This is a genomic window from Streptomyces kaniharaensis (assembly GCF_009569385.1).
GTDB lineage: Bacteria > Actinomycetota > Actinomycetes > Streptomycetales > Streptomycetaceae > Kitasatospora > Kitasatospora kaniharaensis.
In genome coordinates, this window is the sequence record NZ_WBOF01000001.1 from 3,535,444 (window position 1) to 3,561,377 (window position 25,934).

Genomic DNA, 25,934 nt, shown 5'->3' on the forward strand with positions numbered 1-25,934 from the left:
GGGAACATGCGAAAGGGTGATCCGGGCGACTAGGCTCAGGGGTGGTTCACGGGACGCCCGGATGGTGGAACGCAGACACGGGCAGCTTAAAACTGCTTGGCCGTGAGGCCGTGCCGGTTCGAGTCCGGCTCCGGGCACCGCTCGTTCGTTGCGGGGGCGCCGACGGCGTCCCCGCCGGGAGTCCGTCGGCGGATCCTCCTCGCGGCGTATCCCGATTTTTTTGCCAAGCCATTACCCTGATGCGGGGCGGTGCGGTGCCGCCACGGAGGGAATGAGCAATGAGAAGCAGCAACCCGGTCTTCTCGCGGGAGGGGTCCTTCACCCGCGAGCCTGGCTACGCGGGGTTCGGACCCACCGCGCAGGCCGGGGGTCCCCACGGCAACAACCCCTACGCGGGAAGCCCCTACGCCCAGCAGTCCCAGGGCCAGGGCCCGCTGACCGACGAGCAGCTGTACGCGATGTACAACGGGCCGTCGGCCGGCCCGGGCGCCACCGGGCGGATGACGCTCGACGACGTGGTCGCGCGGACCGCCATGACGCTCCTCACCCTGGTCGCCGCCGGCGCGCTGGCCTGGTTCACGCTGCCGTTCAAGAACTTCGGCTTCGCGGTCGGCGCCTCGCTGATCGCCTTCGTCGTCGGCCTGGTCATCACCTTCCGGCCGACCGTCAGCCCGGCCCTGATCGTGGCCTACGCGGCTCTGGAGGGCGTCTTCCTCGGCGCCGTCACGCACTTCCTCAACACCCTCTGGCCGGGCATCGCCGTTCAGGCCGTGCTGGGGACGGCGGCGGTGTTCGGGGCGATGCTGTTCGCCTACAAGAGCGGCCGGATCCGGGTCACCCCGGCGTACACGCGGATCGGCATCGCGGTCGGCCTGGGCTTCGCCGTGCTGCTGCTGATCAACTCGATCGCCTGGTGGTTCGGTGGGGGCCTCAACACCTGGTCGGGCCCGCTGGGCATCGGCGTCGGCCTGATCGGCGTCGCCATCGGCGCGTTCTACCTGACGCTGGACTTCAACGAGATCGAGCGGGCCATCGCCGAGGGCGCTCCGCAGCAGGAGGCCTGGCGGGCCGCCTTCGGGCTCACGCTGTCGCTGGTCTGGATCTACTTCGAGATGCTACGTCTGATCGCCAGCCTGCGCGGGGACGACTGACGCGTCCCGCCGTACCGCACTGCCGCCGGGCCCCCGGAGCCACACCGCTCCGGGGGCCCGGCGGCGTCTAGGCTCCTCTCCATGCATGACGTACAGCCCCTGGTCGAAGCCGCCGACAAACTGGCGGATCGTTTCCGCTCGCTGCCGCAGAGCAAGTTGCTGGGCGCCGTGCCCGGGTACGACTCGCGGGCGGCGGCCGCGCTGGCGCTGGCCCGGCGGCTGGCAGCCCTGGCGCTGGCGGTGGAGGGCGGGCCGGAGCGGGAGTTCCCGGACGCCGGGGCGTTCGCGGTGGGGGACCAGCTGGCCGTCGCCGGGCACGACCTGGCGGCCGCGCTGGAGGGCCTGCCGGAGGGCGCCGAGGTGGCGCTGCCGGAGGCGCTGGGCGGGCCCGCTGACGCGTCCGCGGTGCTGGCCGGGGCGGTCGCCGCGGTCGGCGAGACGGCCGCGCTCTGCGCCTAGCGTCCGGCACATGGCGAAGGCCGCCCGGGTCGGTAACCCCGTGACCCGGGCGGCCTTCGGCGCTGCTGTTGTGGCTGGGCGTCAGATGCTGGCGACCACCCGGTCGGCGAGCACGTAGACGGCCTCCTCGTCGGTGGAGAAGGTCAGCGAGTACGAGCCGGAGAAGCGCGAGCCGCCGAGCAGCCGGACGTGATCGCCGGCCCGGACCGCGTCGATCAGCCGGTAGGCGGCCTCCCGGTCGCCCGGGGCCACGCACAGCGTGGTGCCGTCGGCGAAGGCGTACACGTCCAGGGTGCCCAGCGGGCCAGGGCGGACGTCGACCAGGGCGACGGCCTCCTCGGCGAGGGCGGCCAGCCGGGTGTCGGTCCACTCGCGGGACGGCGCCTGGCTGGGCACGAAGTCGGGGTGGGAGGGGTGGCGGCGCAAGTCGGGTGCGGCGACCGGGGCGTCCTCGACGGCCGGCTCGGCGTCCAGCAGTCCGGCCTCCAGGCCGGTGGCCAGCAGGTCGGCCTCGCGGCGGGCCCGGGCGTCGCCGCCGGCCGGGTGGCCCGGGCGCAGCGGGGCGCCGCCCTCGGTGCCGGGCTCGGTGGGGGTGAGGCCGCCCTCGTTGATCAGGTCCTCCAGCGCGGAGCGCAGCGCCTCGCCGAACTCCGGGTCCATGGTGCCCGCACTGTCGGTGCTGTCGGCGGCGTCCTGCGGCCCGGTCGGGCGGGGGAAGAAGAGCGGCCATTCGTCCGTCGCGGAGAACGCCCCGGTGAACGGGGAGTCGAACAGTGGCGCGTCCTCGGCCGCGCGGGCCTCCTGCTCGGCCCAGAACGCCCGGGCCTCGATGATCTCCCGCTCGCGGTCGGCGGCGAGCGCCTCGGCGACGGCCCGGCGTATCGCGGCCTCGTCGACCGCTGCGGGCGCGGCCTGCGCGTCCAGTCGGCGGGTGAGTCCCCGGAGGTGGAGCAGCACGGCGGTCGACACGGTGATCAGGATCAGCAGCAGGATGGTGTAGACGGCGCTCACGGAACGTACTCCTAGCGAGGAGTGGAACGGGGTTACGTGTCCACACTGCCGCATGCGGGGCTGTTACCGCAGTGGCGAATGTCTAATTTGCCCGAGACTTTCGCGCTTGTCCCCAAATTGTTAGGTAACACCGTTCTACGCTGCGGAGTTGATCCGCTCCGCAGTGTCGATTTCCGGGTCGGAAACGAAAAGAATGAGGGCCGGATCGACCTCGCGGTGTGATCCGGCCCTCAATTACTCTGCGTCACTCCGAATGGGTGGTCCAGACCCCCGGGGCTTGACGCGGGGGGTCAGCTGAGGCGCTCGATGACCATCGCCATGCCCTGGCCGCCGCCGACGCACATGGTCTCCAGGCCGAACTGCTTGTCGTGCCACTGCAGGGAGTTGATCAGGGTGGTGGTGATCCGGGCGCCGGTCATGCCGAAGGGGTGGCCGACCGCGATCGCGCCGCCGTTGACGTTCAGGCGGTCCAGGTCGATGCCGAGGTCCCGGTAGGACGGGATGACCTGGGCGGCGAAGGCCTCGTTGATCTCGACCAGGTCGATGTCGCCGATGGTCAGACCGGCCCGCTTCAGCGCCTGCTTGGAGGCCTCGACCGGGCCGTAACCCATGATCTCGGGCGAGAGCGCGCTGACGCCGGTGGAGACCACCCGGGCGAGCGGCGTGATGCCCAGCTCGCGGGCCTTGGTGTCGGACATGATGACCAGTGCGGCGGCGCCGTCGTTCAGCGGGCAGCAGTTACCGGCGGTCACCGTGCCGTCCGGGCGGAACACCGGCTTCAGGCCGGCCACGCCCTCCAGCGTGACGCCGGCGCGCGGGCCGTCGTCGGTGCTGACCACGGTGCCGTCCGGGAGCGTCACCGGGGTGATCTCGCGCTCCCAGAAGCCGGCCTTGATGGCGGCCTCGGCGAGGTTCTGCGAGCGGACGCCGAACTCGTCCTGCTCGGCGCGGGTGATGCCCTTGAGCGCGGCCAGGTTCTCGGCGGTCTGGCCCATCGCGATGTAGGCGTCCGGCAGCAGGCCGTCCTCGCGCGGGTCGTGCCACTCGCCGCCGCCCTCCTCGGCGCGCTTGGCGGTCCGGGCCACCGCGTCGTCGAAGAGCGGGTTCTGGGTGCCGGGCAGGCCGTCCGAGGTGCCCTTGATGCTGCGCGAGACGGTCTCCACGCCGGCCGAGATGAAGACGTCGCCCTCGCCGGCCTTGATCGCGTGCAGCGCCATCCGCGTCGTCTGCAGCGAGGACGAGCAGTAGCGGGTGATGGTCGCGCCCGGCAGGTAGTCCATGCCCATCTGGACGGCGATGATCCGGGCCAGGTTGTGGCCCTGCTCGCCGCCGGGCAGGCCGCAGCCCAGCATCAGGTCGTCGATCTCGCGCGGGTCCAGCTGCGGCACCTTGGCCAGCGCGGCCTGGATGATGTGGGCCGTCAGGTCGTCCGGGCGGACGTCCTTGAGGGAGCCCTTGAAGGCCCGGCCGATCGGCGAACGGGCGGCGCTGACGATGACGGCTTCGGGCATGGCGGGCTCCTCGCTGGGTGACGGCGGACTGGCGTCCGGGAGGAAAGTTACCGCCTGGTAGTTCAGGCGTCACCCGCACCAGCGTGTGAGCTGGCCGACGTATTCCCGGGGCCGCCGGGAGCCTGCCCGGACGGTCCCTCGGGCGTCCACGAGCTGCCGGGCAGGCCCCACCCGCAACCGGTGACGCAGCTGCGCCCAGCGGCGGGTGGCGCCCTCCGCCTCGACCCCCGCCACCTCGGTCCCCGCCCGGCCCGCCGCCGCGGCCGCGGCCATCGCCACCGGCAGCACCGTCTCGCCCCGCACGGGCGCGGCCGGATGCTCCTCCTCCGGCCACAGGCCCAGCGCGGCACAGAGCGACGGCAGGACGGCCATCGCGGCGGTCGCGTAGCCCTGGGCCGACGGGTGGTAGCGGTCGGCCGAGAACATCTCCGGCCGCGCCGCGAACTCCGGGCCCAGCAGCGAACCCAGCGACACCGTCCGGCCGCCCGCCTCCACCACGGCGATGGTCTGCGCGGCGGCCAGCTGCCGGCTGAGCCGGCGGGCCACCCAGCGCAGCGGTGGGTGCACCGGCTTGATCGTCCCGAGATCCGGGCAGGTGCCGACCACCACCTCGCAGCCGTTCGCCCGCAGCGCCGCCACCGCCTCGCCGAGCTGGCGGACGGCCAGCTGGGCCGGGCTGTGCCGGGTCACGTCGTTGGCGCCGACCATGATCACGGCGATTTCCGGACGGTGCCGCAGCGCCTGCTCCAGCTGGCCCGAGAGATCGGCGGAGCGGCCGCCGGAGCGGGCCGCGTTCACCAGCCGGACCGGGCGCTCGGCCACCGAGGCGAGGCCGGCGGCGAGCAGCGCCCCCGGGGTCTCGCGGGAGCGCAGCACGCCGAGGCCGGCGCCGGTGGAGTCGCCGAGGACGGCGAGCACGAGCGGCGGCTGCGGCGCGGCGGAGGTGTCGGCGAAGGCCTCGCCATAGACGCCGTCGGCCTTGGGCGGGTCGCCCTCCAGGACGCCGATGGCTTGTATGGCGAGTTTGCTCTCGGTCAGCAGCAGGCCGACCAGCCCCACCCCGAGGAGGCCGAGCCCGCCGCCGCCGTACGCGGCCGCGGTGGCGATCCGGCGGGCCACCCGAGCCCGCGAGTCCTGTGCCCCTGGCATCCGGTGCCCCCTTCGCGTCCTCGTGCCGCCCCCTCCGGGGCCACGGAAATGCCTGCAGTTCCCCTGTACCCGCCGGGGGGTCGGAGCTACCGGCGGGGTGGGCCGATCGGTGGGGCGGGGCCGGGCGGCGGCTGCGCGGGGCTTGGGGTGGGGGAGTTGGGGATTGGGGTCGGGGCTAACCGGCGGGGTGGGCCGATCGGTGGGGCGGGGCCGGGGGGCCGCTGCGCGGGGTTTGGGGTGGGGGAGTTGGGGTCGGGGCGGGGGTTGCCGGTGGGGTGGAGGCGGGTTGTCGTGGGGGCGGGTGGGGCGGAAGGGCGGGCTGGGGTGCGCGGCACGCCCTAGGCTTTGCAGTACCGAAAGCACTCGCATGCCCACAGACCGGGAGGACCCCCGTGCGGTACCACAACTCGATCATCGACCTGGTCGGCAACACGCCACTGGTCAAGCTGAACAAGGTCACCGAGGGCATCAGCGCGACGGTGCTGGCGAAGGTCGAGTACTTCAACCCCGGCGGCTCGGTGAAGGACCGCATCGCGATGCGCATGATCGAGGCCGCCGAGGCCTCGGGTGCCCTCAAGCCGGGTGGCACGATCGTCGAGCCGACCTCCGGCAACACCGGTGTCGGTCTGGCGATCGTGGCCCAGCAGAAGGGCTACAAGTGCATCTTCGTCTGCCCCGACAAGGTGTCCACCGACAAGATCAACACCCTGCGCGCGTACGGCGCCGAGGTGGTCGTCTGCCCGACCGCCGTCGCGCCCGAGCACCCGGACTCGTACTACAACGTCTCGGACCGCCTGGTCCGCGAGACGCCGAACGCCTGGAAGCCGGACCAGTACTCCAACCCGGAGAACCCCGCCTCGCACTACTACTCCACCGGCCCGGAGCTGTGGGAGCAGACCGAGGGGAAGATCACCCACTTCGTGGCGGGCGTCGGCACCGGCGGCACCATCTCCGGCACCGGCAACTACCTGAAGGAGGCGTCCGGCGGCAAGGTCAAGGTGATCGGCGCCGACCCGGAGGGCTCGGTCTACTCGGGCGGCACCGGCCGGCCGTACCTGGTCGAGGGCGTCGGTGAGGACTTCTGGCCGACCGCCTACGACCGCAACGTCGCGGACGACATCATCGCCGTCTCCGACAAGGACTCGTTCCAGATGACCCGCCGCCTGGCCAAGGAGGAGGGCCTGCTGGTCGGCGGCTCCTGCGGCATGGCCGTGGTGGCCGCGCTGGAGGTGGCCCGCGACCTCGGCCCGGACGACGTCGTCGTGGTGCTGCTGCCGGACGGCGGCCGCGGCTACCTGTCGAAGATCTTCAACGACGACTGGATGGCCGACTACGGCTTCCTGCCGTCGGCCACCGACGAGGCGCACATCGGCGAGGTGCTCGCCCGCAAGGACGCCATCGAGCACGAGGGCATCCCGCAGTTCGTCCACATGCACCCGAACGAGACGGTCGCCGAGGCGGTCCGGGTGCTGCGCGAGTACGGCGTGTCGCAGATGCCGGTGGTCTCGCCGGGCGCCGGACACCCGGACATCATGGCCGGCGAGGTGATCGGCTCGGTGGTCGAGAAGCTGCTGCTGGAGGGCATCTTCGCGAAGGAGATCGAGCTGACCGACACGCTGGACAAGGTGATGTCCAAGCCGCTGCCGGTGGTCGGCTCGGGCGAGACGGTCACCAACCTGATGACCGTTCTGGAGAAGGCCGACGCCGCCGTGGTGCTGGTGGAGGGCAAGCCGCAGGGCATCGTCACCCGCCAGGATCTGCTGGGCTACCTCACCGGTCGCGCCGCGCACTGACGCGATGTCACCGCGCTTCGCCCGTGGCCGAATGTGAAGGATTCGTCCACGGGCGAAGTGGTACACCGGTGTCATCTGCCCGCAGCACGTGGTTAACACGGGCCCGGCATCGTGGTGGTCAACGGCGAGACGCCGAGTGAGACGACGGCAACCGTCCGGGAGCGGCTCCCCGGCGGTCGTGGTCGGCTCCGGACACGCCGGGCGGCCTGACTCGGCCGGCCGTGTCCGCCCTACCCGACCGGTGACGGAGGGAGGGGCTACCGCGGGAGGCGCCGTCGTCCCGCCCCTGTCCGGCTCCGGCCGGTCGACAGGGTGTGCGGCGGCTTCCGCGGCACCCAATCGCGCCGCATGGCGCGTCCGCGCGGCTCCCGGGTGGGGGAGCCGAGGCGGAGGCGGGGGGCCGGTCCTTCTCCGAGGGACCGGCCCTTCCCGTACGCTCGCACGCATGACCAGCACTGAAACGACCGGCCAGGACGCCCCGCGCTACGTCCGGCTCAAGATCGAGCTCATCGCGGAGATCACCGACGAGGGCGCCCTGAAGGCGGCGGCCCTCCAGCAGGTGGCCGAGGACGAGTACCTGGACGACGAGGAGCGCGCTCAGTCCGTCGACGCCATCGAGGTGGACCCGTCGGGTTCGCTCGCCCACTTCATCGACCCGGTGGCGCTGCTCGGCGACGTGCCGGGCATCGAGCTCGCCTCGGCGACCTGGGAGTCGGCGCAGACCGAGTTCGACCCGGACAGCGAGGAGTGGGACGAGTACACGGTGGACGAGTCGGCCGAGTAGCGGCCCGTCGTCACAGCCCGTCGTCGTGGCTCACCAGCGCCCGGTCTGCACCTGCAGGCCGGGCGTTTTGTCCATATTCGACCGGGAGTTGGGTCATCTCATACGATCGCTTACCCTTCGGTGATGGAACCGTGAACGGGCCGATTGCGTTTCCGTATCCGTAATGCCCGGGATGATCAGCAGGGAGGCGTGACGTGACGGTACGCGACGGTCAGGGCCGGTCGGCCGGGGGCAGCTGGAGCCGGCGCGGCGTACTCGCGGGCCTGATCGGAGCCCCCGTCCTCCTGCTGGCGGCCTGCAACGACACCGAGGGCGTCAAGAGCGCCGACTCGGGCGGCACCGGCGGGTCCGGCAGCGGCAGCGCCACACCGAAGACCTCGGCCGCCGTGATCACCGTCACCCCCGCCGACGGCGCCACCGCCGCCAGCTTCAGCGAGCCGGTCAAGGTCACCGTCGCCGGCGGCACGCTGGGCGCCGTCAAGGTCACCGACTCCACCGGCAAGGAACTGGCCGGGCAGCTCAGCGCCGACGGCACCGGCTGGACCTCCGCCGCAGGACCGGTCAGCGGCACCAAGTACACCGTCGCCGTGACCGCCGTCGACAAGGACAAGCTGGAGGCGCACGCCAACGCCGTCTTCACCACCGCCACCCCGGCCAACACCTTCGTGGGCTACTTCACCCCGGAGGACGGCTCGGTCGTCGGCGTCGGCATGCCGGTCTCGATCAACTTCAGCAAGCCGGTCACCGACCGCAAGGCCGTCCAGCAGGCGATCACCGTGACGGCCGAGCCCGGTGTCGAGATCGTCGGGCACTGGTTCTCCAGTACCCGCCTCGACTTCCGGCCGCAGGAGTACTGGGCCAAGGGCACCAAGGTCACCCTCAAGTTGCGGCTCAAGGACGTCGAGGGCGCCAAGGGCGTGTACGGCACCCAGTCCAAGGACGTGCGCTTCACCATCGGCCGCGCCCAGACCAGCGTCGCCGACCTCGCCGCCAAGAAGCTCACCGTCACCACCGACGGCCAGGTCAGCGCCGTGTACCAGATCTCCGGCGGCGCGCCCGACCACCTCACCTGGGGCGGCAAGATGGTCATCTCCGAGCAGTACCAGCAGACCCGGATGAACTCGCAGACCGTCAACCTCGGCAGCGAGTACGACATCGCCGACGTGCCGCACGCCCAGCGGCTCACCACCTCGGGCACCTTCGTCCACGGCAACTACTGGTCCTCGCCGTCGATCTTCGGCAGCCAGAACACCAGCCACGGCTGCGTCGGCCTGCAGGACGCCAAGGGCGCGCAGGACTCGGGCACGGACGGCTACAAGTTCTTCCAGTCCTCGATCATCGGCGACGTCGTCGAGGTCGTGAACTCCGGCGACAAGACCGTCGACCCGGCCAACGGCCTGAACGGCTGGAACGTGGGCTGGGCCGAGTGGAAGGCCGGCAGCGCGGTCTGACGCCCGCCGGACCCCGGACTCGGGGCCCGTCGCTCCCTCACCGCTTGGCGTAGTCGGCGAACCCCTGCCAGTCGACGACCACGCACGGCTCCTCGCCGACCGTCCAGGCGTCGTGCCCGGGCGGGATGACCGTGAAATCACCGGGGCCGATCTCGACCTCCCGGCCGTCGTCCATGACGATCTTCATCCGGCCGGAGACGACGTACGCCGTGTGGGCGGACTGGCAGCTGTCGGTCTTGACGATCGGCTTGACGTGCTCGGACCAGTGCCAACCCGGCTCGAACACGGCCCGGCCCACCGGGCCGCCGTCCAGGTTGACCAGACGCAGTTCCCCCTTGCCCTCCTCGAAGGGCCGGACTTCCTCGGGGTCGTCGAAGTTCCGTTGGAAGATACCGGACATGGCGCACTCCTCTCCGTGAAGGCGGCCCGGTCACCGGTGAGGTGAGCGGGCCGCCGTACCGGTCTCTCCAGTCTGTGCTCAGCCCTTCGTGCGGGCCACCCCGATCGGGCAGGAGGCGCCGGTGCCGCCGAGGCCGCAGTAGCCGTTGGGGTTCTTGGCGTCGGACAGGTACTGCTGGTGGTACGGCTCGGCCGGGTGGAACGGGCCGGCCGGGGCGATCTCGGTGGTGATCGGGCCGAGACCGAGGGCCGTCAGGGCCGGCTGGAAGGCGTCCCGGGTGGCGATGGCGGCGGCGGCCTGGGCGGGGGAGTGGGTGTAGACGGCGGAGCGGTACTGGGTGCCCACGTCGTTGCCCTGGCGGTTGCCCTGCGTCGGGTCATGCGCCTCCCAGAAGGTCTTCAGCAGCCGCTCGTAGGAGATCACCGCCGGGTCGAACACCACCCGGACCGCCTCGGTGTGCCCGGTCAGCCCGCTGCACACCTCCTCGTACGTCGGGTTCGGGGTGTAGCCGCCCTGGTAGCCGACCAGCGTCGTCCAGACGCCGGGCAGGCGCCAGAACGTCCGCTCGGCGCCCCAGAAGCAGCCCAGCCCGAAGTCGGCCACCTCCAGCCCCTCCGGGTACGGGCCGGTGAGCGGGTGGCCGAGGACGGTGTGCGGTTCGCGCAGGGCGAAGAGCGGCGTCTCCCGGCCGGGCAACGCCTGGTCGGCGGGGACGAGCGAGGTCTTGTGGCGGTTGAACAGCACGGCCTGCTCCATCGGGGTAGGGAGGGTTGCCCAGGCTTCAACGCGAGGGACCGTCCCTCGATTCCGTCCCCGCAATCCGGCCGGCGCGCGGGCGCGCGGCCACTACCCTCGGACTATGACCGAGCACCAGCTTCCCCAGGGCTTCGAGACCCGCGCCATCCACGCGGGCCAGGAAGCAGACCCCCAGACCGGGGCCGTCGTCACGCCGATCTACCAGGTGTCCACCTACAAGCAGGACGGGGTGGGCGGCCTGCGGGGCGGCTACGAGTACAGCCGCAGCGCCAACCCGACCCGCACCGCGCTGGAGGAGTGCCTCGCGGCACTGGAGGGCGGCGCCCGCGGCCTCGCCTTCGCCTCCGGCCTGGCCGCCGAGGACACCCTGCTGCGCACCATCCTCAAGCCGGGCGACCACATCGTGATCCCCAACGACGCCTACGGCGGCACCTTCCGGCTCTTCGCCAAGGTGCTGACCCGCTGGGGCGTCGAGTTCTCCGTCGCCAACACCCAGGACCTGGCGACCGTCCGCGCCGCGCTGCGGCCCAACACCCGCGCGGTCTGGGTGGAGACCCCGTCCAACCCGCTGCTGGGCATCACCGACCTGACCGCGCTGGCCGAGATCGCGCACGGCGCCGGCGCGCTGCTGGTGGTCGACAACACCTTCGCCAGCCCGTACCTGCAGCAGCCGATCGCGCTCGGCGCGGACGCGGTCGTGCACTCCACCACCAAGTACATGGGCGGCCACTCGGACGTGGTCGGCGGTGCGCTGGTGCTGGCCGACGCGACCCTCGGCGAGGAGGTCGCCTACCACCAGAACGCGATGGGCGCCGTCTCCGGGCCGTTCGACGCCTGGCTGGTGCTGCGCGGCATCAAGACGCTGGGCGTCCGGATGGACCGGCACAGCGCCAACGCGGAGAAGGTCGCCGAGCTGCTGGCGAGCCACCCCAAGGTCAGCCAGGTGCTCTACCCGGGCCTGCCCGAGCACCCCGGCCACGACATCGCGGCCAAGCAGATGAAGGCCTTCGGCGGCATGGTGTCGTTCCGGGTCGAGGGCGGCGAGGAGGCGGCCGTCGAGGTCTGCAACCGGGCGCAGCTGTTCACCCTCGGCGAGTCGCTGGGCGGCGTCGAGTCGCTGATCGAGCACCCGGGCCGGATGACCCACGCCTCGGCGGCGGGCTCGCCGCTGGAGGTGCCGGGCGACCTGGTGCGCGTGTCGGTCGGCATCGAGTCGATCGACGACCTGCTGGCCGACCTCAAGCAGGCGCTGGGCTGAGGCCGTTGGCCCCCTGACGGCCGCTAGTGCTGACCCTGCCGGTCCGCCGTGTAGGACTCCATCGCGAGGTTGAAGCGGGCCAGCAGGGTGCAGAACGCGTGCTGCTCCTCCGGGTGCCAGCCGGCCACCAGGCGGCGGGTCAACTCGGCCCGCCCGTCCCGGACTTCGACCAGCCGGCCGGCACCGACCGGGGTCAGCGCGAGGCGGACGGCACGGCGGTCGGCCGGGTCCTGGACCCGGCCGACCAGCCCGGCCGCGACCAGCGGGGCGACCTGGCGGGTCACCGTCGAGGAGTCGACGCCGAGCGCGTCGGCCAGCGCCTTGACGTTGGCGGGCCCGCGCCGCTCCAGGCGGTCGAGCAGCAGGTAGGCGGCCCGGTCCAGCGTGCCGACGCCGTCGCAGGTCCGGACCTGTTCCATCCGGCGGGCGAACAGCGCCAGTTCGTACTGGAGTCGGGTGTGCACGGGGTCGGTGCGGTCGGTGGCCTGGGGCGAGGGCGTCGTCATCGCGGCTCACGATCGTCGTGCGGTGAGGGAGGCTCAGAACCAGCAGGGTACGCGGGCCGGGCGGACCCGGGAACAGCCCCGGCATCCCGGATCGCCCGCCTCCGCCGCCGTAGGCTGGCGTCATGCACAACTGGCCGATCACCCTCGACGACGTCCGCGGCGCCCAGAAGATGCTCGCCGGGGTCGCCCGGGTGACCCCGATGGAGGGCAGTCGGCACCTGTCCGCACTGATCGGCGCGCCGGTCCACCTGAAGTGCGAGAACCTCCAGCGCACCGGCTCGTTCAAACTGCGCGGGGCGTACGTGCGGATCGCGGGACTCTCACCGGTGCAGCGGGCCGGCGGGGTGGTCGCGGCGAGCGCCGGGAACCACGCCCAGGGGGTGGCGCTGGCGGCCTCGCTGCTGGGCGTCCGCTCGACCGTCTTCATGCCGGTGGCCGCGCCGCTGCCCAAGGTCGCGGCGACCCGCGAGTACGGTGCCGAAGTCCGGTTGCACGGCGGCACGGTGGACGAGGCGCTGCAGGCCGCGCAGCGGTACTCGGAGGCGACCGGCGCGGTGTTCATCCATCCCTTCGACCACTGGGACGTGGTCACCGGCCAGGCCACCGTCGGGCTGGAGATCCTGGAGCAGTGCCCGGAGGTGCGGACCATCCTGGTCGGGGTGGGCGGCGGCGGGCTGCTGGCCGGGATCGCGGCGGCGGTCAAGCCGCTGCGGCCGGACGTGCGGGTGATCGGGGTGCAGGCGGCGGGCGCCGCCGCGTACCCGCCCTCGCTGGCGGCCGGGCGGCCGGTGTCGCTGGAGCACTTCGCCACCATGGCCGACGGGATCATGGTCGGCCGGCCCGGGGACATCCCGTTCGAGGTGGTCAACACGCTGGCGGACGGCATCCGGACGGTCTCCGAGGACGCGCTGTCGCGGGCGCTGCTGCTGGGCCTGGAGCGGCTGAAGCTGGTGGTCGAGCCGGCCGGGGCCGCGCCGATCGCGGCGCTGCTGGAGCGGCCGGACTCCTTCGAGGGCCCGGTGGTGGCCGTCCTGTCGGGCGGCAACATCGACCCGCAGCTGATGCAGCGGGTGCTGCGGCACGGGCTGGCGGCGGCCGGGCGGTACCTGTCGCTGCGGGTGCGGCTGGCGGACAAGCCGGGTTCGCTGGCCGACCTGCTGGGCGTGCTGACACGGGTGGACGCGAACGTGCTGGACGTCGCGCACGTGCGGACCGACCCGCGGCTGGGGCTGACCGAGGTCGAGGTGGACCTGCACCTGGAGACCAAGGGCCCGGAGCACTGCGCGGCGGTGGTCGGCGAGCTGCGGGACGCGGGGTTCGTCGTCTCCAGCTGACCCCGGGGCCGATCCGGGTCGTCGCGACGGCGGTGCCATGACGATCACGGTGGTGTTCTCCTGGCCGTCGGTGCGCAGGTACCGCTCCGCCGTGGGGTGAACGGCGCCCGGACGCGCCGAAGGGCGGCCGCGGAAGCTCCGCGGCCGCCCTTCGCGTCGGTCGCCGTCCGGTCAGCCGGCGTGCGGCGTGACCTTGAGGATCTTCACCATGGCCTGCTTGCCGTTCGGCAGCTCGTAGGTGGCCTCGTCGCCGATCTTCTTGCCGTCGATCGCGCGGCCCAGAGGCGACTGCGGGGAGTAGATGTCCAGGGCGTCGGCGCCGGCCACCTCGCGCGAGGCGAGCAGGAACTCCATGGTGTCGTCCTCGTCGCCGTCGAAGGCGACCGTGACGATCATGCCCGGGGCCACCACACCCGAGTCCGCGGGGGCCTCGCCGACCTTGGCGCGCTCCAGCAGCTGGGTCAGCTGCCGGATGCGCATCTCGTACTTGCCCTGCTCCTCCTTGGCGGCGTGGTAGCCGGCGTTCTCCTTGAGGTCGCCCTCCTCGCGCGCCGCCTCGATCTTCTGGGCGATCTCGATGCGCCAGGGCCCGGTCAGGTGATCCAGCTCGGCCTTGAGCTGGTCGTAGCCGGCCTGAGTGAGCCAGGTCACGTTCTCACTGGTCTGGGTCACAGGTGCTCCTCGTAGGTGCTGGGGCTGTGCTGAGGGTGTGAGTCGTCAGCAGGGTTGGTGGTGATATCGGTCTTAACTACAAAGCAACGCCCGCTCCCGTACCATCCGGTGCGGAAGGGGCGAAACCACGAGCCTAACAAGTCCTGCCGACAAGCGGGAGGGTCGTTGGCGCGCCATTGACGACAGCGTTGCGCCAAGGTGTACAGCAACCGGGTGCGGGGCTCTTCTCTGGATGCCCGTTCACCGAGACGAATATGCGCCGGTCGCCCGGCCGGACGCCACCGAATACCCGGCCGGTTCGCGGGTCATCCGCGGGTCATCCGGCGGGCGTGCAGCCCAGCAGCTCGGCCGTGGTGCCCCGGGCGGTGGTGCGCAGGCTGACCACCGCGTCGTAGCTGGACCCGGCGGCCGGGACCGGGAAGTCGGCCAGCCCGACCACCGAGCCGTCCCGGCCCTGCGAGCGGACCGTGCAGCTGCCGGCCGTCCCGTCGCTCTTGCGCACCGCCAGGTGCAGCTGCACCTCGGCGTCCGAGACCGCCTCGAAGGTCGGCACCGAGCCGTTGATCGCCGTCTCCCGGAGCAGGTACGAGCCGCCCAGCCAGGCGACCACGCCCAGGCCCAGGACGCCGCAGACCGCGCCGACCACCTTCAGGCGGCGGTCCGAATCGCGGTCGTCGCGACGGCCGTAGCGCCCCTGGGGCGGCTGGGGGGCGACGGTGTCAGCACTCATGGGGCCGATTCCTCTCCGGGGAAGGGCCGCGCGGGTGGTGCTGGGGAATGCGACGCTCCTCCAGTCCGTCACTATAGGAGGGGCACGCCCGCGGCCGATGCGGCGGGGGCAGGGCTCGGCCGCGCCGGCGGGTGTACGACGGCCGGTCCCGCGGCGACGCGGTCCCGAAGTGAGCGGCTCGGACGGCGGGCGGACCGGACTTCGCGGGACGCCCGGACTATCTGGAAGGAACGCAAGGCGTTGACTGAGCAGTTGCGACTGATGGCGGTGCACGCCCACCCGGACGACGAGTCCAGCAAGGGCGCCGCCTCCATGGCCATGTACGTCGACCAGGGGGTGGACGTGCTCGTGGCCACCTGCACCGGGGGCGAGCGCGGGTCGGTCCTCAACCCCAAGCTCCAGGGGGACCCGTACATCGAGGAGAACATCCACGAGGTGCGGCGCAAGGAGATGGACGAGGCGCGCGCGATCCTCGGGGTCAAGCAGGCCTGGCTGGGCTTCGTCGACTCCGGCCTCCCCGAGGGGGACCCGCTGCCTCCGCTGCCCGAGGGCTGCTTCGCCCTCCAGGACGTGAAGGAGGCGGCCGAGCCGCTGGTCCGGCTCATCCGCGCGTTCAAGCCGCAGGTCATCACGACCTACGACGAGAACGGCGGCTACCCGCACCCCGACCACATCATGACCCACAAGATCACCATGGTGGCCTTCGACGCCGCCGGCGACCCGGACGCCTACCCGGACGCCGGCGAGCCCTGGCAGCCGCTGAAGCTGTACTACAACCACGGCTTCCCGATGGGCCGCATCCGCGCCCTGCACCAGTACCTCACCGACCACGGCCACGACTCGCCGTACGGCGAGTGGATCGCGGGCTGGGAGAAGAGCGGCCGCAAGGAGCGCGAGATCACCACCCGGGTGCGCTGCGACGACTGGTTCGAGACCCGCGACCGCGCGCTGATCGCCCACGCCACCCAGATCGACCCCGACGGCCCGTGGTTCCGCGTCCCGCTGGAGGTCCAGCGCGAGGTCTGGCCCACCGAGGACTACGAGCTCGCCCGTACCCTGATCGATGTGGACCTGCCGGAGGACGACCTGTTCGCCGGCCTGCGCACCCCCACCATGGCGGCCGAGGCCGCCGACACGCGCGACTGACCCACCCCCCCGATGGCCCGGCTCCGTGTGAGCCGGGCCACCATAGAGATATGAGCGCCCCCGTGAACCTCCTCCACCTCGCCGCCGACCTCGCGGTCGACGACGCCAAGGTCACCCCCGGTCTCCTCGGCTTCGTCGTGTTCGCCGCCCTCGGCGCGGCCACCTGGTTCCTGGCCAAGTCGATGAACCGGCAGTTCAAGAAGGTCGACTTCACGGAGGAGCCGGAAGCCCCCAAGGAGTGACGGCAGGCCCCCGGCCGAGCGCCGGTGCGCGGGGCCGGGGGCCAGGGCCGGGGGGTCGGACGAACGTGCGGGCCGGTCGGTCCTACGAGCGGCGCGGCACCGGGATCACGTACCGGCCGAACACCAGATCGCGCAGGACGTCGTCGCCGCCCTCCACGACGGAGACGTAGCGCATGTCCCGCATCAGCTTGCCGATCGGCGACTCGTGGGTGTACCCGAGCCCGCCGAACATCTCGGAGCCGACGCTCGCCACCTCCCAACCGGCCTGGCCGCAGAACATCTTGGCGGTCAGCGCGGACTTGAGGGTGCCCTGCCGGTGGAACAGGTCGGCGGCGTCCGGGTTCGCCATGATCGCGTCGTAGTCGCGGGCGGCGCGCAGCAGGTGGCTCTTCATCACGTCGATCTGCATCTCCATCTGCCCGAGCTTGGCCGCGAACACCTGGCTGTCCAGCAGGGTGCCGTCGTGCAGCGGCTTGGTCTTGGCGTAGGTCATGCAGTGGTCGCGGACGCGGCGGGCGATGCCGAGCGCGGTGGTGGCGATCAGGATGCGGCTGGCGTTGAGGCCGATCTCCAGCAGCCGCAGGCCCGAGCCCTCCAGGCGGTTGGCGACGGGCACCCGGCAGCCCTTGAGGCTGACCTGGTAGGTGTACGAGGCGCGCACGCCGATGACGTCCCAGCGCTTCACGATCTCGATGCCGGGGGTGTCGCGCGGGATCAGCACCATGGCGGACTGCTCCGGGTCCTCGGCCGAACGGCCGACGACCAGCAGGAAGTCCGCGAAGTCGGTGTTGGTGGAGAAGAACTTCTCGCCGGTGACGACGAGTTCGTCCCCGTCCACGGCCACCACGGTGTCGATCTTGGCGAGTTCGCTGCCCGCCGTCCGCTCGCTGCCCAGCGTGGCGCAGAACGAGCCCCGCTCGACCATCGGCCTGAGGTGGCGCTCCTTCAACTCCTCGGAGCCGTACAGCTGCACCATGCTGGTGCCCAGCACCGAGATGAACGACGTGAACGCCACACCGGCGTCGCCGTAGGCGAGCTCGTTGACGATCTCGACACCGTCCTCCAGGCTCAGGCCCCGGCCGCCCAGCGACTCGGGCAGCCACCAGTTCGCCAGCCCGGTCTCCCGGAACCGCTCGTAGACGTCCGAGGGCTTCTCCTCGAACGCGTCCAACTCGGCGTGACGGCCGTCGAGATGCTCCTTGACGAACCGGCGGACGGCCTTCAGGTCTTCAGATTTCATCATCCCACTACTCATTCAGTGCGCGCTGGATGAGGTCGTCGACGTCCAGGGCGTCGATCTCGTCATCCAGCTGGTCCGCTGCCGAGTCCTCGTCGTCTTCCCGGAGTTCCACGTCCGGTGCGTCCTCCGGGAACAGCAGTTCCCGGATCCGTTCCGCCAGTGCCGCCGGGGTCGGGTAGTTGAAGATCACCGTCGCGGGGACCTGGACCCCCGTGTCCTTCTTGACCTGGTTGCGGAACTCCACCCCGCTCAGCGAGTCGAAGCCGATCTCCTTGAAGGACATGTCGGCGTCGATGTCGTCGACGTCCGCGTAGCCCAGCACGACGGCCGCCGTGGCGAGCAGCAGGTCCAGCAGCTCACCGCGCTGTTCGTCGGGCGACAAGGCCGCCAGCCGCTGGGCGATCGTCGATTCGGTGCGCTCCTCGACGCGCCGCTGCCGGGGCGGGGCCATGCCGCGCAGCAGCGCGGGCACGGACTCCAGCTGCCGCAACGCGGACGCGTCGACCACGGCGGGCACCACCGTCGCCGTGTCGAGGGCGAGCGCGGTGTCGAACAGCGCGGCCCCCTTCGCGGCGTCCAGGGGCACCATCCCGTTGCGCCGGAACCGGGCCAGATCGGCCTGGCCGAGGGTGCCGGCCATGCCCAGCTCCCACGGGCCCCACGCCAGCGACATCGCCGGCAGGCCGGCGGCCTTGCGGTGCGCGGCCAGGGCGTCCAGGAACGCGTTGGCCGCGGCGTAGTTCGCCTGGCCGGCGTTGCCGAGCGTCCCGACGACGGACGAGTACAGGACGAAGGCCGACAGGTCCAGGTCCTTGGTCAGCTCGTGCAGGTGCCAGGCTGCGTCGACCTTCGGCCGGAACACCCGGTTCAGCTGGTCCGGCGTCAGGGACTCCGCGGCGCCGTCGTCGAGCACGCCCGCCAGGTGGACGACCGCCGTCAGCGGTGCCTCCGCCGGGATCTCCGCGATCCTTTCGGCGAGCGCGGCCGGGTCGGACACGTCGCAGGCCGCCTGTGTGACGCCCGCTCCGAGCGCGGCCAGCTCCGCGGCCAGGTCGGCCGCTCCCGGTGCCGCCGATCCGCGCCGGCTGAGCATCAGCAGGTGCCGCACCCCGTGTTCGGTCACCAGGTGCCGGGCGAACAGCGCGCCGAGAGCGCCCGTCGCGCCCGTGAGCAGCACCGTGCCCTGCGGGTTCCAGGCCGGCGGTGCGGCCTGCGCGGTCGGCGCGGGGGCCAGCCGCGGCACGTACGCCACGCCGCCGCGCAGGGCCAGCTGCGGCTCGCGGGACAGATCCAGCGTCTTCAGCGCCCGCAGCGACGCCTGGTCCTCGTCGGTGTCGACCAGGACGAACCGGTCCGGGTGCTCCGCCTGCACCGACCGGACCAGGCCCCAGACCGGGGCGCCGGACAGGTCGGGCGATTCGTCCCGGGTGACCGCCACCGCGCGACGCGTCACGATCACCAGCGGACGCTGGTCGGACCGCTCGTCCCGCAGCCGCTTCTGCACCAGGTCGAGCACCCGCTGTGCGCTCGCCCGTGCCGCCGTGGGGACGTCCCCGTCCCCACCCGGGGCCACGTGGGCGAACTCCGCCCCCGGCACCGAGCCGCCGGGGGCGGGCGCCTCGGACAGCGCCGTCCAGTCGACGGCGTACAGGGCGTCCGCGGCGTTCCCGCCGGCCAGCTGCTCGACGGACGCCGGCATGAGCGTCAGCGACTCCACGGACAGCACCGGCGTGCCGCCGGGGCCGGTGATCTGCAGCGACACCTCGTGGGCATCCTTGCGGGCGATCCGGACCCGCAGGTCCGTGCCGCCGAGCGCGTGGCCGGTCACCCCCGACCAGGAGTACGGCAGGAGCACCTCGGTGGGATCCGAGCCGGTCAGCAGCGACAGCATCGGGTGCAGCGCCGCGTCGAACAGGGCCGGGTGCACGGCGAACCCGGCGCCGGCGCGGGGGACGTCGCCGGGCAGCCGGACCTCGCCGTAGACCTCGTCGCCCTGCCGCCACAGGGCGCGCAGCCCCTGGAAGGCCGGCCCGTAGACGTAGCCGCGGTCGACGAGCTCCGGGTAGAAGTCCGCCAGGTCTACGGGCGCGGCTCCCTCGGGCGGCCACACGTCGGAGGCGGACGCGTCGGGCACCGGCCCCGTGCCGGTGGACAGGAAGCCGGTCGCATGCGTGGTCCACGAGCCCGCCGCCGAGGACGGACGCGAGTGGACACCGATGGGGCGCCGGCCCGACTCCTCGGGCGCGCCGACGATGATCTGGAGCCGGACGGCGTCCTCGCCGAGGAGCAGCGGCGCCTGGAGGGTCAGTTCCTCCACGCTCCGGCACCCCGCGTCGTCCAGGGTGTGCAGCGCCGCTTCCACGAAGGCCGCCCCGGGGAGGACCACGGTGCCGAAGATGGCGTGGTCGGCCAGCCAGGGGTCGTCGGCCGACGAGATCAGGCCGCTGAGGACCAGTTGGTCGCCGACCGCGAGGTCGGTGGAGGCGGCGAGGAACGGGTGCTCGACCGCGGCGAGTCCGGCGCTGCCGACATCGCCCTGCGGCTTCGCGGGCTGTGCCCAGTACCGCTGCCGGTCGAAGGCGTAGGTGGGCAGGTCGACGTGGCGCCCGGCGGCACCGACGGCGCCGAGGTAGGACTGCCAGTCGACCGGCACGCCCGCCACGTGCAGTCGCGCCAACGCCTCGACCGCCGCTCGGGGTTCGGACCGGTCCTTGCGGACGACGGCGACCACGGGCAGGTCGGGTGCCGAGTCGGCCAGGGTCTCCCGCGCCATGGCGGACAGGACCCCGTCCGGGCCGACCTCGACCAGGACCTCCGCCCCGGCCGCCACCGCGGCACGCACCCCGTCGGCGAACCGCACGGCCTCGCGGACGTGGCGCACCCAGTACTCCGGCTGCTCCAGCGCACCGCCCTCGGCCAGGCCGCCGGTGACGTTCGAGACGACCGGGATGCGCGGCGCCGCGTAGGACACCGACCGCGCCACCTCGCGGAACTTATCCAGCATCGGCTCCATCAGCGGCGAGTGGAACGCGTGCGAGACCCGCAGCCGCGTCGTCTTGCGGCCCATGGCGGCGAGCGTCGTCTCGATCTCGGCGACCGCGTCCTCGGCGCCGGAGACCACCGTGGAGGTGGGGCTGTTCACGGCGGCGATCGAGACGGACTCCTCGTATCCCTCCAACGCGTCGGTGACCTCGTCCTCGTCGGCCTGGACGGCCAGCATGGTCCCGCCCTTGGGCAGGGCCTGCATCAGCCGGCCGCGGGCGGCGACCAGGCGCGCCGCGTCGGCGAGCGAGAAGACCCCCGCCACATGGGCGGCGGCCAGCTCGCCGATGGAGTGGCCCACCAGGACCGAGGGGGAGACGCCCAGCGATTCCAGCAGCCGGAACGCCGCCACCTCGAAGGCGAAGAGAGCCGGCTGCGTCATCGCCGTCTCGTTCAGCAGCGGCGCCTGCCCGGAGTCGGGCTCGGCCGTCACGACGTCGTCGATCGCGTGGTCCAGCAGCGGATCGAGCTCGGCGCAGACCTCGGCCCAGGCCCGCGCGAAGGCGGGGAAGGTCCGCACGAGTTCGCGGCTCATGCCGAGCCGCTGGCTGCCCTGCCCGGAGAACAGGACGCCGACGCCCGGTGTGGCCGCCGCGCTGCCCGTGATCACGGCCGCCGAGCGGTCGCCCTGAGCCAGCGCGTCCAGTCCGGCCAGCAGTTCCTCCCGCCCGGAGCCCAGCACCACCGCGCGGTGGTCGAACGCCGTCCGGTCCGCAGCGAGGGAGTGCGCCACGTCGGCCACCCGCGGCGCCGGCTCGGCGGACGCCGCGGCCCGCAGCCGCTTCGCCTGCCCGGCGAGCGCGCGGCTGCCGCGCGCCGAGACCAGCCACGGCACGAGGCCGGCCGGCTCCTGCTCGTCGGCCCGCTCCTGGGGCTCGGCGGGATCGCCCTGTTCGAGGATGACGTGCGCGTTGGTGCCGCTGATCCCGAAGGACGAGACACCGGCCCGGCGCGGCCGGTCGGCCGCCGGCCACGGCTGCTGCTCGGTCAGCAGCTCGACCGCACCCGACGACCAGTCGACCTGGCGGGACGGCTCCTGCGCGTGCAGTGTCCGCGGCAGCACTCCGTGCCGCATGGCCATGATCATCTTGATCATGCCCGCGGCCCCCGCCGCGGCCTGGGTGTGTCCGATGTTCGACTTCACCGACCCCAGCCACAGCGGCTGTTCGCGGTCCTGCCCGTACGTCGCCAGCAGCGCCTGGGCCTCGATCGGGTCGCCCAGGGACGTGCCGGTGCCGTGCGCCTCGACCGCGTCGACGTCCGTCGGGGACAGGCCGCCGCCGGCCAGCGCCTGGCGGATGACCCGCTCCTGCGACGGTCCGTTCGGGGCGGTGAGCCCGTTGCTCTCGCCGTCCTGGTTGACCGCACTGCCGCGCAGCACGGCCAGCACGCGGTGCCCGTTGCGCCGCGCGTCCGAGAGGCGTTCGAGCACCAGCACGCCCACGCCCTCGGACCAGCCGGTGCCGTCCGCCGCGGCGGAGAACGCCTTGCAGCGGCCGTCGGCGGCGAGCCCGCCCTGGCGCGCGAACTCGATGAACATGCCGGGGGTCGACATCACCGTCACTCCGCCCGCCAGCGCCAGGGAGCAGTCCCCCGAGCGCAGGGACTGGGCCGCCAGGTGCATCGCCACCAGCGACGACGAGCACGCCGTGTCGATGCTCACCGCCGGCCCTTCGAGGCCCAGCGCGTAGGCGACCCGGCCGGAGACCACGCTGGTGGCGCTTCCGGTCAGGGCGTGGCCGCCGAGGTTGTCGGGGACGTCCTCCAGGTGCGGGAGGTAGTCCTGGGCCATGGCGCCGATGAAGACGCCCGTCCGGCTGCGGCGCAGCGCCGCCGGGTCCTGACCGGCCTGCTCCAGCGCCTCCCACACCGTTTCCAGTACGAGCCGCTGCTGCGGGTCCATCGCCAGCGCCTCGCGCGGGCTGATCCGGAAGAAGGCGGCGTCGAAGTCCGTGGCACCGGCCAGGAAGCCGCCCCAGCGGGGGAAGTCCGCGCCGGGGGCCACCTGCCAGCCGCGGTCGTCAGGGAACCCCGAGATCGCGTCCCCGCCCTCGGAGACCAGCCGCCACAGGTCCTCCGGCGAGTTCACGCCGCCGGGGAGCCGGCAGCCCATGCCGATGACCGCGATCGGGTCGTCGGCCGGTGCGGCGGGGGAGGAGGCGGTGCTCGCCCGGTGGGCGGGCCGGTCGGCGCCGGGCCCGGACAGCTGTTCGCGCATGTGCCGGACGACTGCGGCGGGGGTCGGGTGGTCGAACAGCAGCGAGGTCGGCATCCGCAGTCCGGCCGCGGTGTTCAGCCGGTTGCGCAGTTCGACGGCCGTCACCGAGTCGAAGCCGAGCTCCTTGAACGTGCTGTCGGCTCCGATCAGCGCCGGGTCGGGGTGGCCGAGCACCACTGCCGCTTGCGAGCGGACCAGCTTCCACAGGTCCTGCTCGCGCATCCCGGCGGGCTCCGGCTGGGCGGGTTGGGCGGTCTGGGCGGTCTCGGCAATCCCGGTGCCCGCGGCCGACGGCGGCACGTGCGACGCCGCCCGCTCGCCGGAGACCCAGTACGGCTGCCGTTCGAAGGCGTAGGTGGGCAGCTCCACCCGGCGGGCGTCAGGGAAGGCCGGCCTCCAGTCGACCGGAAGGCCCAGGGCGTACAGCTCGGCCATGGACAGCAGCAGACGGCGGGCCTCGTCGTCGCCCCGGCGCAGCGTGCCCTGGACCACCACGCCGCCCTGGACGGCAGAAGAGGCCGCCGTGTCCTCGATGGCCGTGGTCAGCACCGGGTGCGGGCTGATCTCCAGGAAGACGCGGTACCCGTCCTCGGCCAGCGCGGTGATGGTCTCCGAGAGCCGCACCGGCTGCCGCAGGTTCCGGTACCAGTACTCGGCATCCAGCTCGGCCGCCTCCGCCGGGCCGGCGGTGACCGTCGAATAGAACGCGACACCGCTGTCGGTCGCCGTGATGCCGTCGGCGGCCCGCAGCACCTCGTCCCGGATCGCCTCCACGTGGGAGGAGTGGGACGCGTAGTCGACCGGGATGACCTTGGCGCGGATCCCCTGCGCCTCGTACTCGGCCACGACCTCGTGCACCGCGTCGACGGCGCCGGCGATGACGACCGCGTTCGGGCCATTCACCGCCGCGACCGAGACCCGCGACTGGTCCACCTGCTCGGCGGGCACGGCCAGCGAGGCCAGCGTCCCGCGGCCCGAGAGCCCGGCGTCGATGGCCAGGCTGCGCCCGACGACCAGCCGGAGCCCGTCGGCCAGTGAGATGAGGCCGGCCGCGCAGGCGGCCGCGATCTCGCCCTGCGAATGCCCCACGACGGCGTCCGGCACCACACCGGCCGAGCGCCACACCTCGGCCAGGGAGACCATGACCGAGAACAGCGCGGGCTGGACCACGTCCACGCGGGCCAGCGCCGCCTCGTCACCGAGCACGTCCCGCAGCGACCAGTCGACGAGGCCGCTCAGCAGCTGCTCGCACTCCGTCATCCGGGCGGCGAACACCGGGGACGACTCCCACAGGCCCAGGGCCATCCCGACCCACTGGGAGCCCTGGCCCGGGAAGACCCACACGACGCCGGAGCCGGTCTCCGTGGGGGATCCCGCCACGACCGCCGCCGACGGCTCGCCCGCCGAGAGCGCCGTGAGGCCGTCCAGCAACTCGGCGCGGTCCGCGGCGACGACGACGCCGCGGTGCTTGAGCGCCGAACGGGTCGTCACCGTGGAGTAGCCGACATCGGCCGGGCGCAGCTCGGGCCGGGACTCCAGCCACTGCCGCAGCCGCTCGGCCTGGGCCCGCACGGCCGTCGCGGACGCGCCCGAGACCACGACGGGCACCGGGGCGGAGAGCTCTGGCGCCTCCTGCACCGGCGCCTCCTGCACCGGGGCCTCCTGCGCCGGGCTGGAGGCGAGGTGGTCGGCGACGACGAGGTGGCAGTTGGTGCCGCCGACGCCGAACGAGCTGACGCCGGCCAGCCGGGGGCCCTCGGGCCAGGGCCGGGCCTGCGCGTTGACCCGCAGCTTCCACTGCTCCAGCGGGATCTCCGGGTTCGGGCTCTCGTAGTTGAGGCTCGCCGGGAGGATCCCGTGCTTCATCGACAGGGCGACCTTGATCAGGCCCAGCACGCCGGCGGCCGGTTCGAGGTGGCCGATGTTGGTCTTCACCGAGCCGACGAGCAGCGGCCGTTCGGCGTCGCGGGCCGTGCCGAGCACCGATCCGAGCGCGCTCGCCTCGACCGGGTCGCCCACCTTCGTGCCGGTGCCGTGCAGTTCGACGTACGCCACCTGCCCGGGGTCCACCCCCGCCCGGTCGTACGCCTGCCGCAGCAGGGCCTGCTGCGCGTCGCCGTCGGGGACGGTCAGCGCCTGGCCGTCGCCGTCGTGGTTCACCGCGCCGCCGAGCAGCACGCAGTAGACGGGGTCGCCATCGGCGAGGGCGTCGGCGAGGCGCTTGAGGACGACCACGCCGGCGCCCTCGCCGCGGACGAAGCCGTTGGCGCGCGCGTCGAAGGTGTAGCTGAGGCCGTCCGGCGACAGCGCGCCGGAGCGGGCGAAGGCGAGCGTGCTCTCCGGCACCAGGTTCAGGTGCACGCCGCCGGCCAGCGCGAGCCGGGCGGCGCCCGAGCGCAGGCTCTCGCAGGCCATCTGCACCGCGACCAGGGAGGAGGACTGGACCGTGTCGACGGTCAGGCTCGGCCCGTGCAGGCCGAGTCGGTGCGAGACCCGGTTGGCGATCAGGCCCCGGCTCAGACCGGCGATGGAGTGGTGGGACAGCGCGTCGGCGCCGTGGCGGTGCACCAGCGAGGCGTAGTCGTCGCCGGTGGCGCCGAGGAAGACCGCGGTGGCGCTGCCGTGCAGGCTGTCCGGCGGGAGGTAGGCGTCCTCCAGGGCGTCCCAGCTCAGTTCGAGCACCATGCGCTGGCGCGGGTCCATCGCCGCGGCCTCGCGCGGTGAGATCCCGAAGAAGCCCGCGTCGAAGTCGGCGACGCGGTCGAGGTACCCGCCCCGGCGGAACGGCGCCAGCTCCGGGACGTCGTGGGCCCGGTCCGCGGGTGCCTCGGTGATCGCGTCCTCACCGCCCCGCAGCATCCGCCAGAAGGCATGGATGTCGTCGGCACCCGGGACGCGGCAGGCCATCCCCACCACGGCGACGGCATGGTCGTTCATCGGGATCCTCTGGTCATCGGGCCGTCGCTCGGCCTCGTACGCGTGCATAAGTTCCGGATCTCCCCGTCCCCAAGACAGATAAGCGGTGGTGCTCGGCAGGCGAGGCCCGGGTGCGGCCGCGTGGACCGCGGCCGCACCCGGGCG

19 protein-coding genes and 1 tRNA gene are annotated in these 25,934 nt (G+C 72.8%); 10 read left to right on the plus strand and 10 right to left on the minus strand.

Annotated elements, in window-relative coordinates; translation table 11 throughout:
• Positions 1 to 55: 55 nt before the first annotated feature.
• The 3 genes from F7Q99_RS16180 to F7Q99_RS16190 all read left to right on the plus strand — a co-directional run bounded on the left by F7Q99_RS16180 (position 56) and on the right by F7Q99_RS16190 (position 1,610).
• Positions 56 to 137: transfer RNA gene (locus F7Q99_RS16180), tRNA-Leu, on the plus strand.
• 141 nt (positions 138 to 278) lie between these two features.
• Positions 279 to 1,151 (plus strand): Bax inhibitor-1/YccA family protein, encoded by an 873-nt coding sequence (locus F7Q99_RS16185; RefSeq protein ID WP_153462232.1) that lies wholly within the window; start codon positions 279 to 281, stop codon positions 1,149 to 1,151.
• 81 nt (positions 1,152 to 1,232) lie between these two features.
• Complete coding sequence (locus tag F7Q99_RS16190) at positions 1,233 to 1,610, plus strand: hypothetical protein (RefSeq protein ID WP_153462234.1); 378 nt, start codon at positions 1,233 to 1,235, stop codon at positions 1,608 to 1,610.
• 81 nt (positions 1,611 to 1,691) lie between these two features.
• Here the strand turns inward: F7Q99_RS16190 and F7Q99_RS16195 are convergent, their stop codons facing one another.
• The 3 genes from F7Q99_RS16195 to F7Q99_RS16205 form a co-directional block, all read right to left on the minus strand.
• Complete coding sequence (locus F7Q99_RS16195; protein ID WP_326846728.1) at positions 1,692 to 2,621, minus strand: hypothetical protein; 930 nt, start codon at positions 2,619 to 2,621, stop codon at positions 1,692 to 1,694.
• A gap of 290 nt (positions 2,622 to 2,911) precedes the next feature.
• Positions 2,912 to 4,132: an acetyl-CoA C-acetyltransferase gene (locus F7Q99_RS16200; protein WP_153462238.1), complete on the minus strand. Its 1,221-nt coding sequence runs from the start codon at positions 4,130 to 4,132 to the stop codon at positions 2,912 to 2,914.
• 69 nt (positions 4,133 to 4,201) lie between these two features.
• Complete coding sequence (locus F7Q99_RS16205; protein ID WP_153462240.1) at positions 4,202 to 5,281, minus strand: SGNH/GDSL hydrolase family protein; 1,080 nt, start codon at positions 5,279 to 5,281, stop codon at positions 4,202 to 4,204.
• A 392-nt stretch (positions 5,282 to 5,673) separates the two neighbouring features.
• On the opposite strand from F7Q99_RS16205, the gene F7Q99_RS16210 reads away from it, so the two are divergent.
• The 3 genes from F7Q99_RS16210 (at position 5,674) to F7Q99_RS16220 (ending at position 9,309) form a co-directional block, all read left to right on the plus strand.
• The gene (locus F7Q99_RS16210) at positions 5,674 to 7,074 is read left to right on the plus strand and encodes a cystathionine beta-synthase (RefSeq protein WP_326846729.1); all 1,401 of its coding nucleotides are present in this window, start codon (positions 5,674 to 5,676) and stop codon (positions 7,072 to 7,074) included.
• Positions 7,075 to 7,519: 445 nt separating this feature from the next.
• A complete protein-coding gene (locus F7Q99_RS16215) occupies positions 7,520 to 7,858 on the plus strand; it encodes a hypothetical protein (RefSeq protein WP_153462242.1) in 339 nt (112 codons plus the stop codon).
• Between the two features lie 194 nt (positions 7,859 to 8,052).
• Positions 8,053 to 9,309 carry a L,D-transpeptidase gene (locus tag F7Q99_RS16220; protein WP_326846730.1) on the plus strand — a complete coding sequence of 419 codons (1,257 nt, stop codon included), beginning with the start codon at positions 8,053 to 8,055 and terminating at the stop codon, positions 9,307 to 9,309.
• Between the two features lie 37 nt (positions 9,310 to 9,346).
• Here the strand turns inward: F7Q99_RS16220 and F7Q99_RS16225 are convergent, their stop codons facing one another.
• Both F7Q99_RS16225 and msrA read right to left on the minus strand, forming a co-directional pair.
• Positions 9,347 to 9,709, minus strand: coding sequence for a cupin domain-containing protein (locus tag F7Q99_RS16225; RefSeq protein ID WP_153462244.1), 363 nt, complete (start codon positions 9,707 to 9,709; stop codon positions 9,347 to 9,349).
• A gap of 78 nt (positions 9,710 to 9,787) precedes the next feature.
• Positions 9,788 to 10,453, minus strand: coding sequence for a peptide-methionine (S)-S-oxide reductase MsrA (gene msrA, locus F7Q99_RS16230; protein WP_326846731.1), 666 nt, complete (start codon positions 10,451 to 10,453; stop codon positions 9,788 to 9,790).
• A gap of 115 nt (positions 10,454 to 10,568) precedes the next feature.
• On the opposite strand from msrA, the gene F7Q99_RS16235 reads away from it, so the two are divergent.
• Entirely contained in the window at positions 10,569 to 11,723 is a 1,155-nt protein-coding gene (locus tag F7Q99_RS16235; protein ID WP_153462249.1) for a cystathionine gamma-synthase, read from the plus strand.
• Positions 11,724 to 11,746: 23 nt separating this feature from the next.
• Here F7Q99_RS16235 and F7Q99_RS16240 read toward each other — a convergent pair whose 3' ends face one another.
• Positions 11,747 to 12,229, minus strand: a complete 483-nt coding sequence (locus F7Q99_RS16240) for a MarR family winged helix-turn-helix transcriptional regulator (RefSeq protein ID WP_153462252.1) — start codon at positions 12,227 to 12,229, stop codon at positions 11,747 to 11,749.
• Positions 12,230 to 12,351: 122 nt separating this feature from the next.
• Between F7Q99_RS16240 and ilvA the strand changes: the two genes are divergently transcribed.
• The gene (gene ilvA, locus F7Q99_RS16245) at positions 12,352 to 13,563 is read left to right on the plus strand and encodes a threonine ammonia-lyase (protein WP_153462254.1); all 1,212 of its coding nucleotides are present in this window, start codon (positions 12,352 to 12,354) and stop codon (positions 13,561 to 13,563) included.
• Between the two features lie 171 nt (positions 13,564 to 13,734).
• Here ilvA and greA read toward each other — a convergent pair whose 3' ends face one another.
• Together greA and F7Q99_RS16255 are read right to left on the minus strand one after the other, a co-directional pair.
• A complete protein-coding gene (gene greA, locus F7Q99_RS16250; protein WP_326846732.1) occupies positions 13,735 to 14,235 on the minus strand; it encodes a transcription elongation factor GreA in 501 nt (166 codons plus the stop codon).
• Positions 14,236 to 14,551: 316 nt separating this feature from the next.
• The gene (locus F7Q99_RS16255) at positions 14,552 to 14,965 is read right to left on the minus strand and encodes a DUF4307 domain-containing protein (protein ID WP_153462257.1); all 414 of its coding nucleotides are present in this window, start codon (positions 14,963 to 14,965) and stop codon (positions 14,552 to 14,554) included.
• Positions 14,966 to 15,205: 240 nt separating this feature from the next.
• Between F7Q99_RS16255 and mca the strand changes: the two genes are divergently transcribed.
• Together mca and F7Q99_RS16265 are read left to right on the plus strand one after the other, a co-directional pair.
• Entirely contained in the window at positions 15,206 to 16,111 is a 906-nt protein-coding gene (gene mca, locus F7Q99_RS16260) for a mycothiol conjugate amidase Mca (protein ID WP_153462258.1), read from the plus strand.
• A 50-nt stretch (positions 16,112 to 16,161) separates the two neighbouring features.
• Positions 16,162 to 16,353: a hypothetical protein gene (locus F7Q99_RS16265; RefSeq protein WP_153462260.1), complete on the plus strand. Its 192-nt coding sequence runs from the start codon at positions 16,162 to 16,164 to the stop codon at positions 16,351 to 16,353.
• Between the two features lie 82 nt (positions 16,354 to 16,435).
• On the opposite strand, the gene F7Q99_RS16270 is transcribed toward F7Q99_RS16265, so the two are convergent.
• Both F7Q99_RS16270 and F7Q99_RS16275 read right to left on the minus strand, forming a co-directional pair.
• Entirely contained in the window at positions 16,436 to 17,596 is a 1,161-nt protein-coding gene (locus F7Q99_RS16270) for an acyl-CoA dehydrogenase family protein (RefSeq protein ID WP_230210237.1), read from the minus strand.
• A gap of 4 nt (positions 17,597 to 17,600) precedes the next feature.
• Positions 17,601 to 25,790: a type I polyketide synthase gene (locus tag F7Q99_RS16275; RefSeq protein ID WP_153462262.1), complete on the minus strand. Its 8,190-nt coding sequence runs from the start codon at positions 25,788 to 25,790 to the stop codon at positions 17,601 to 17,603.
• Between the last annotated feature and the right edge of the window lie 144 nt (positions 25,791 to 25,934).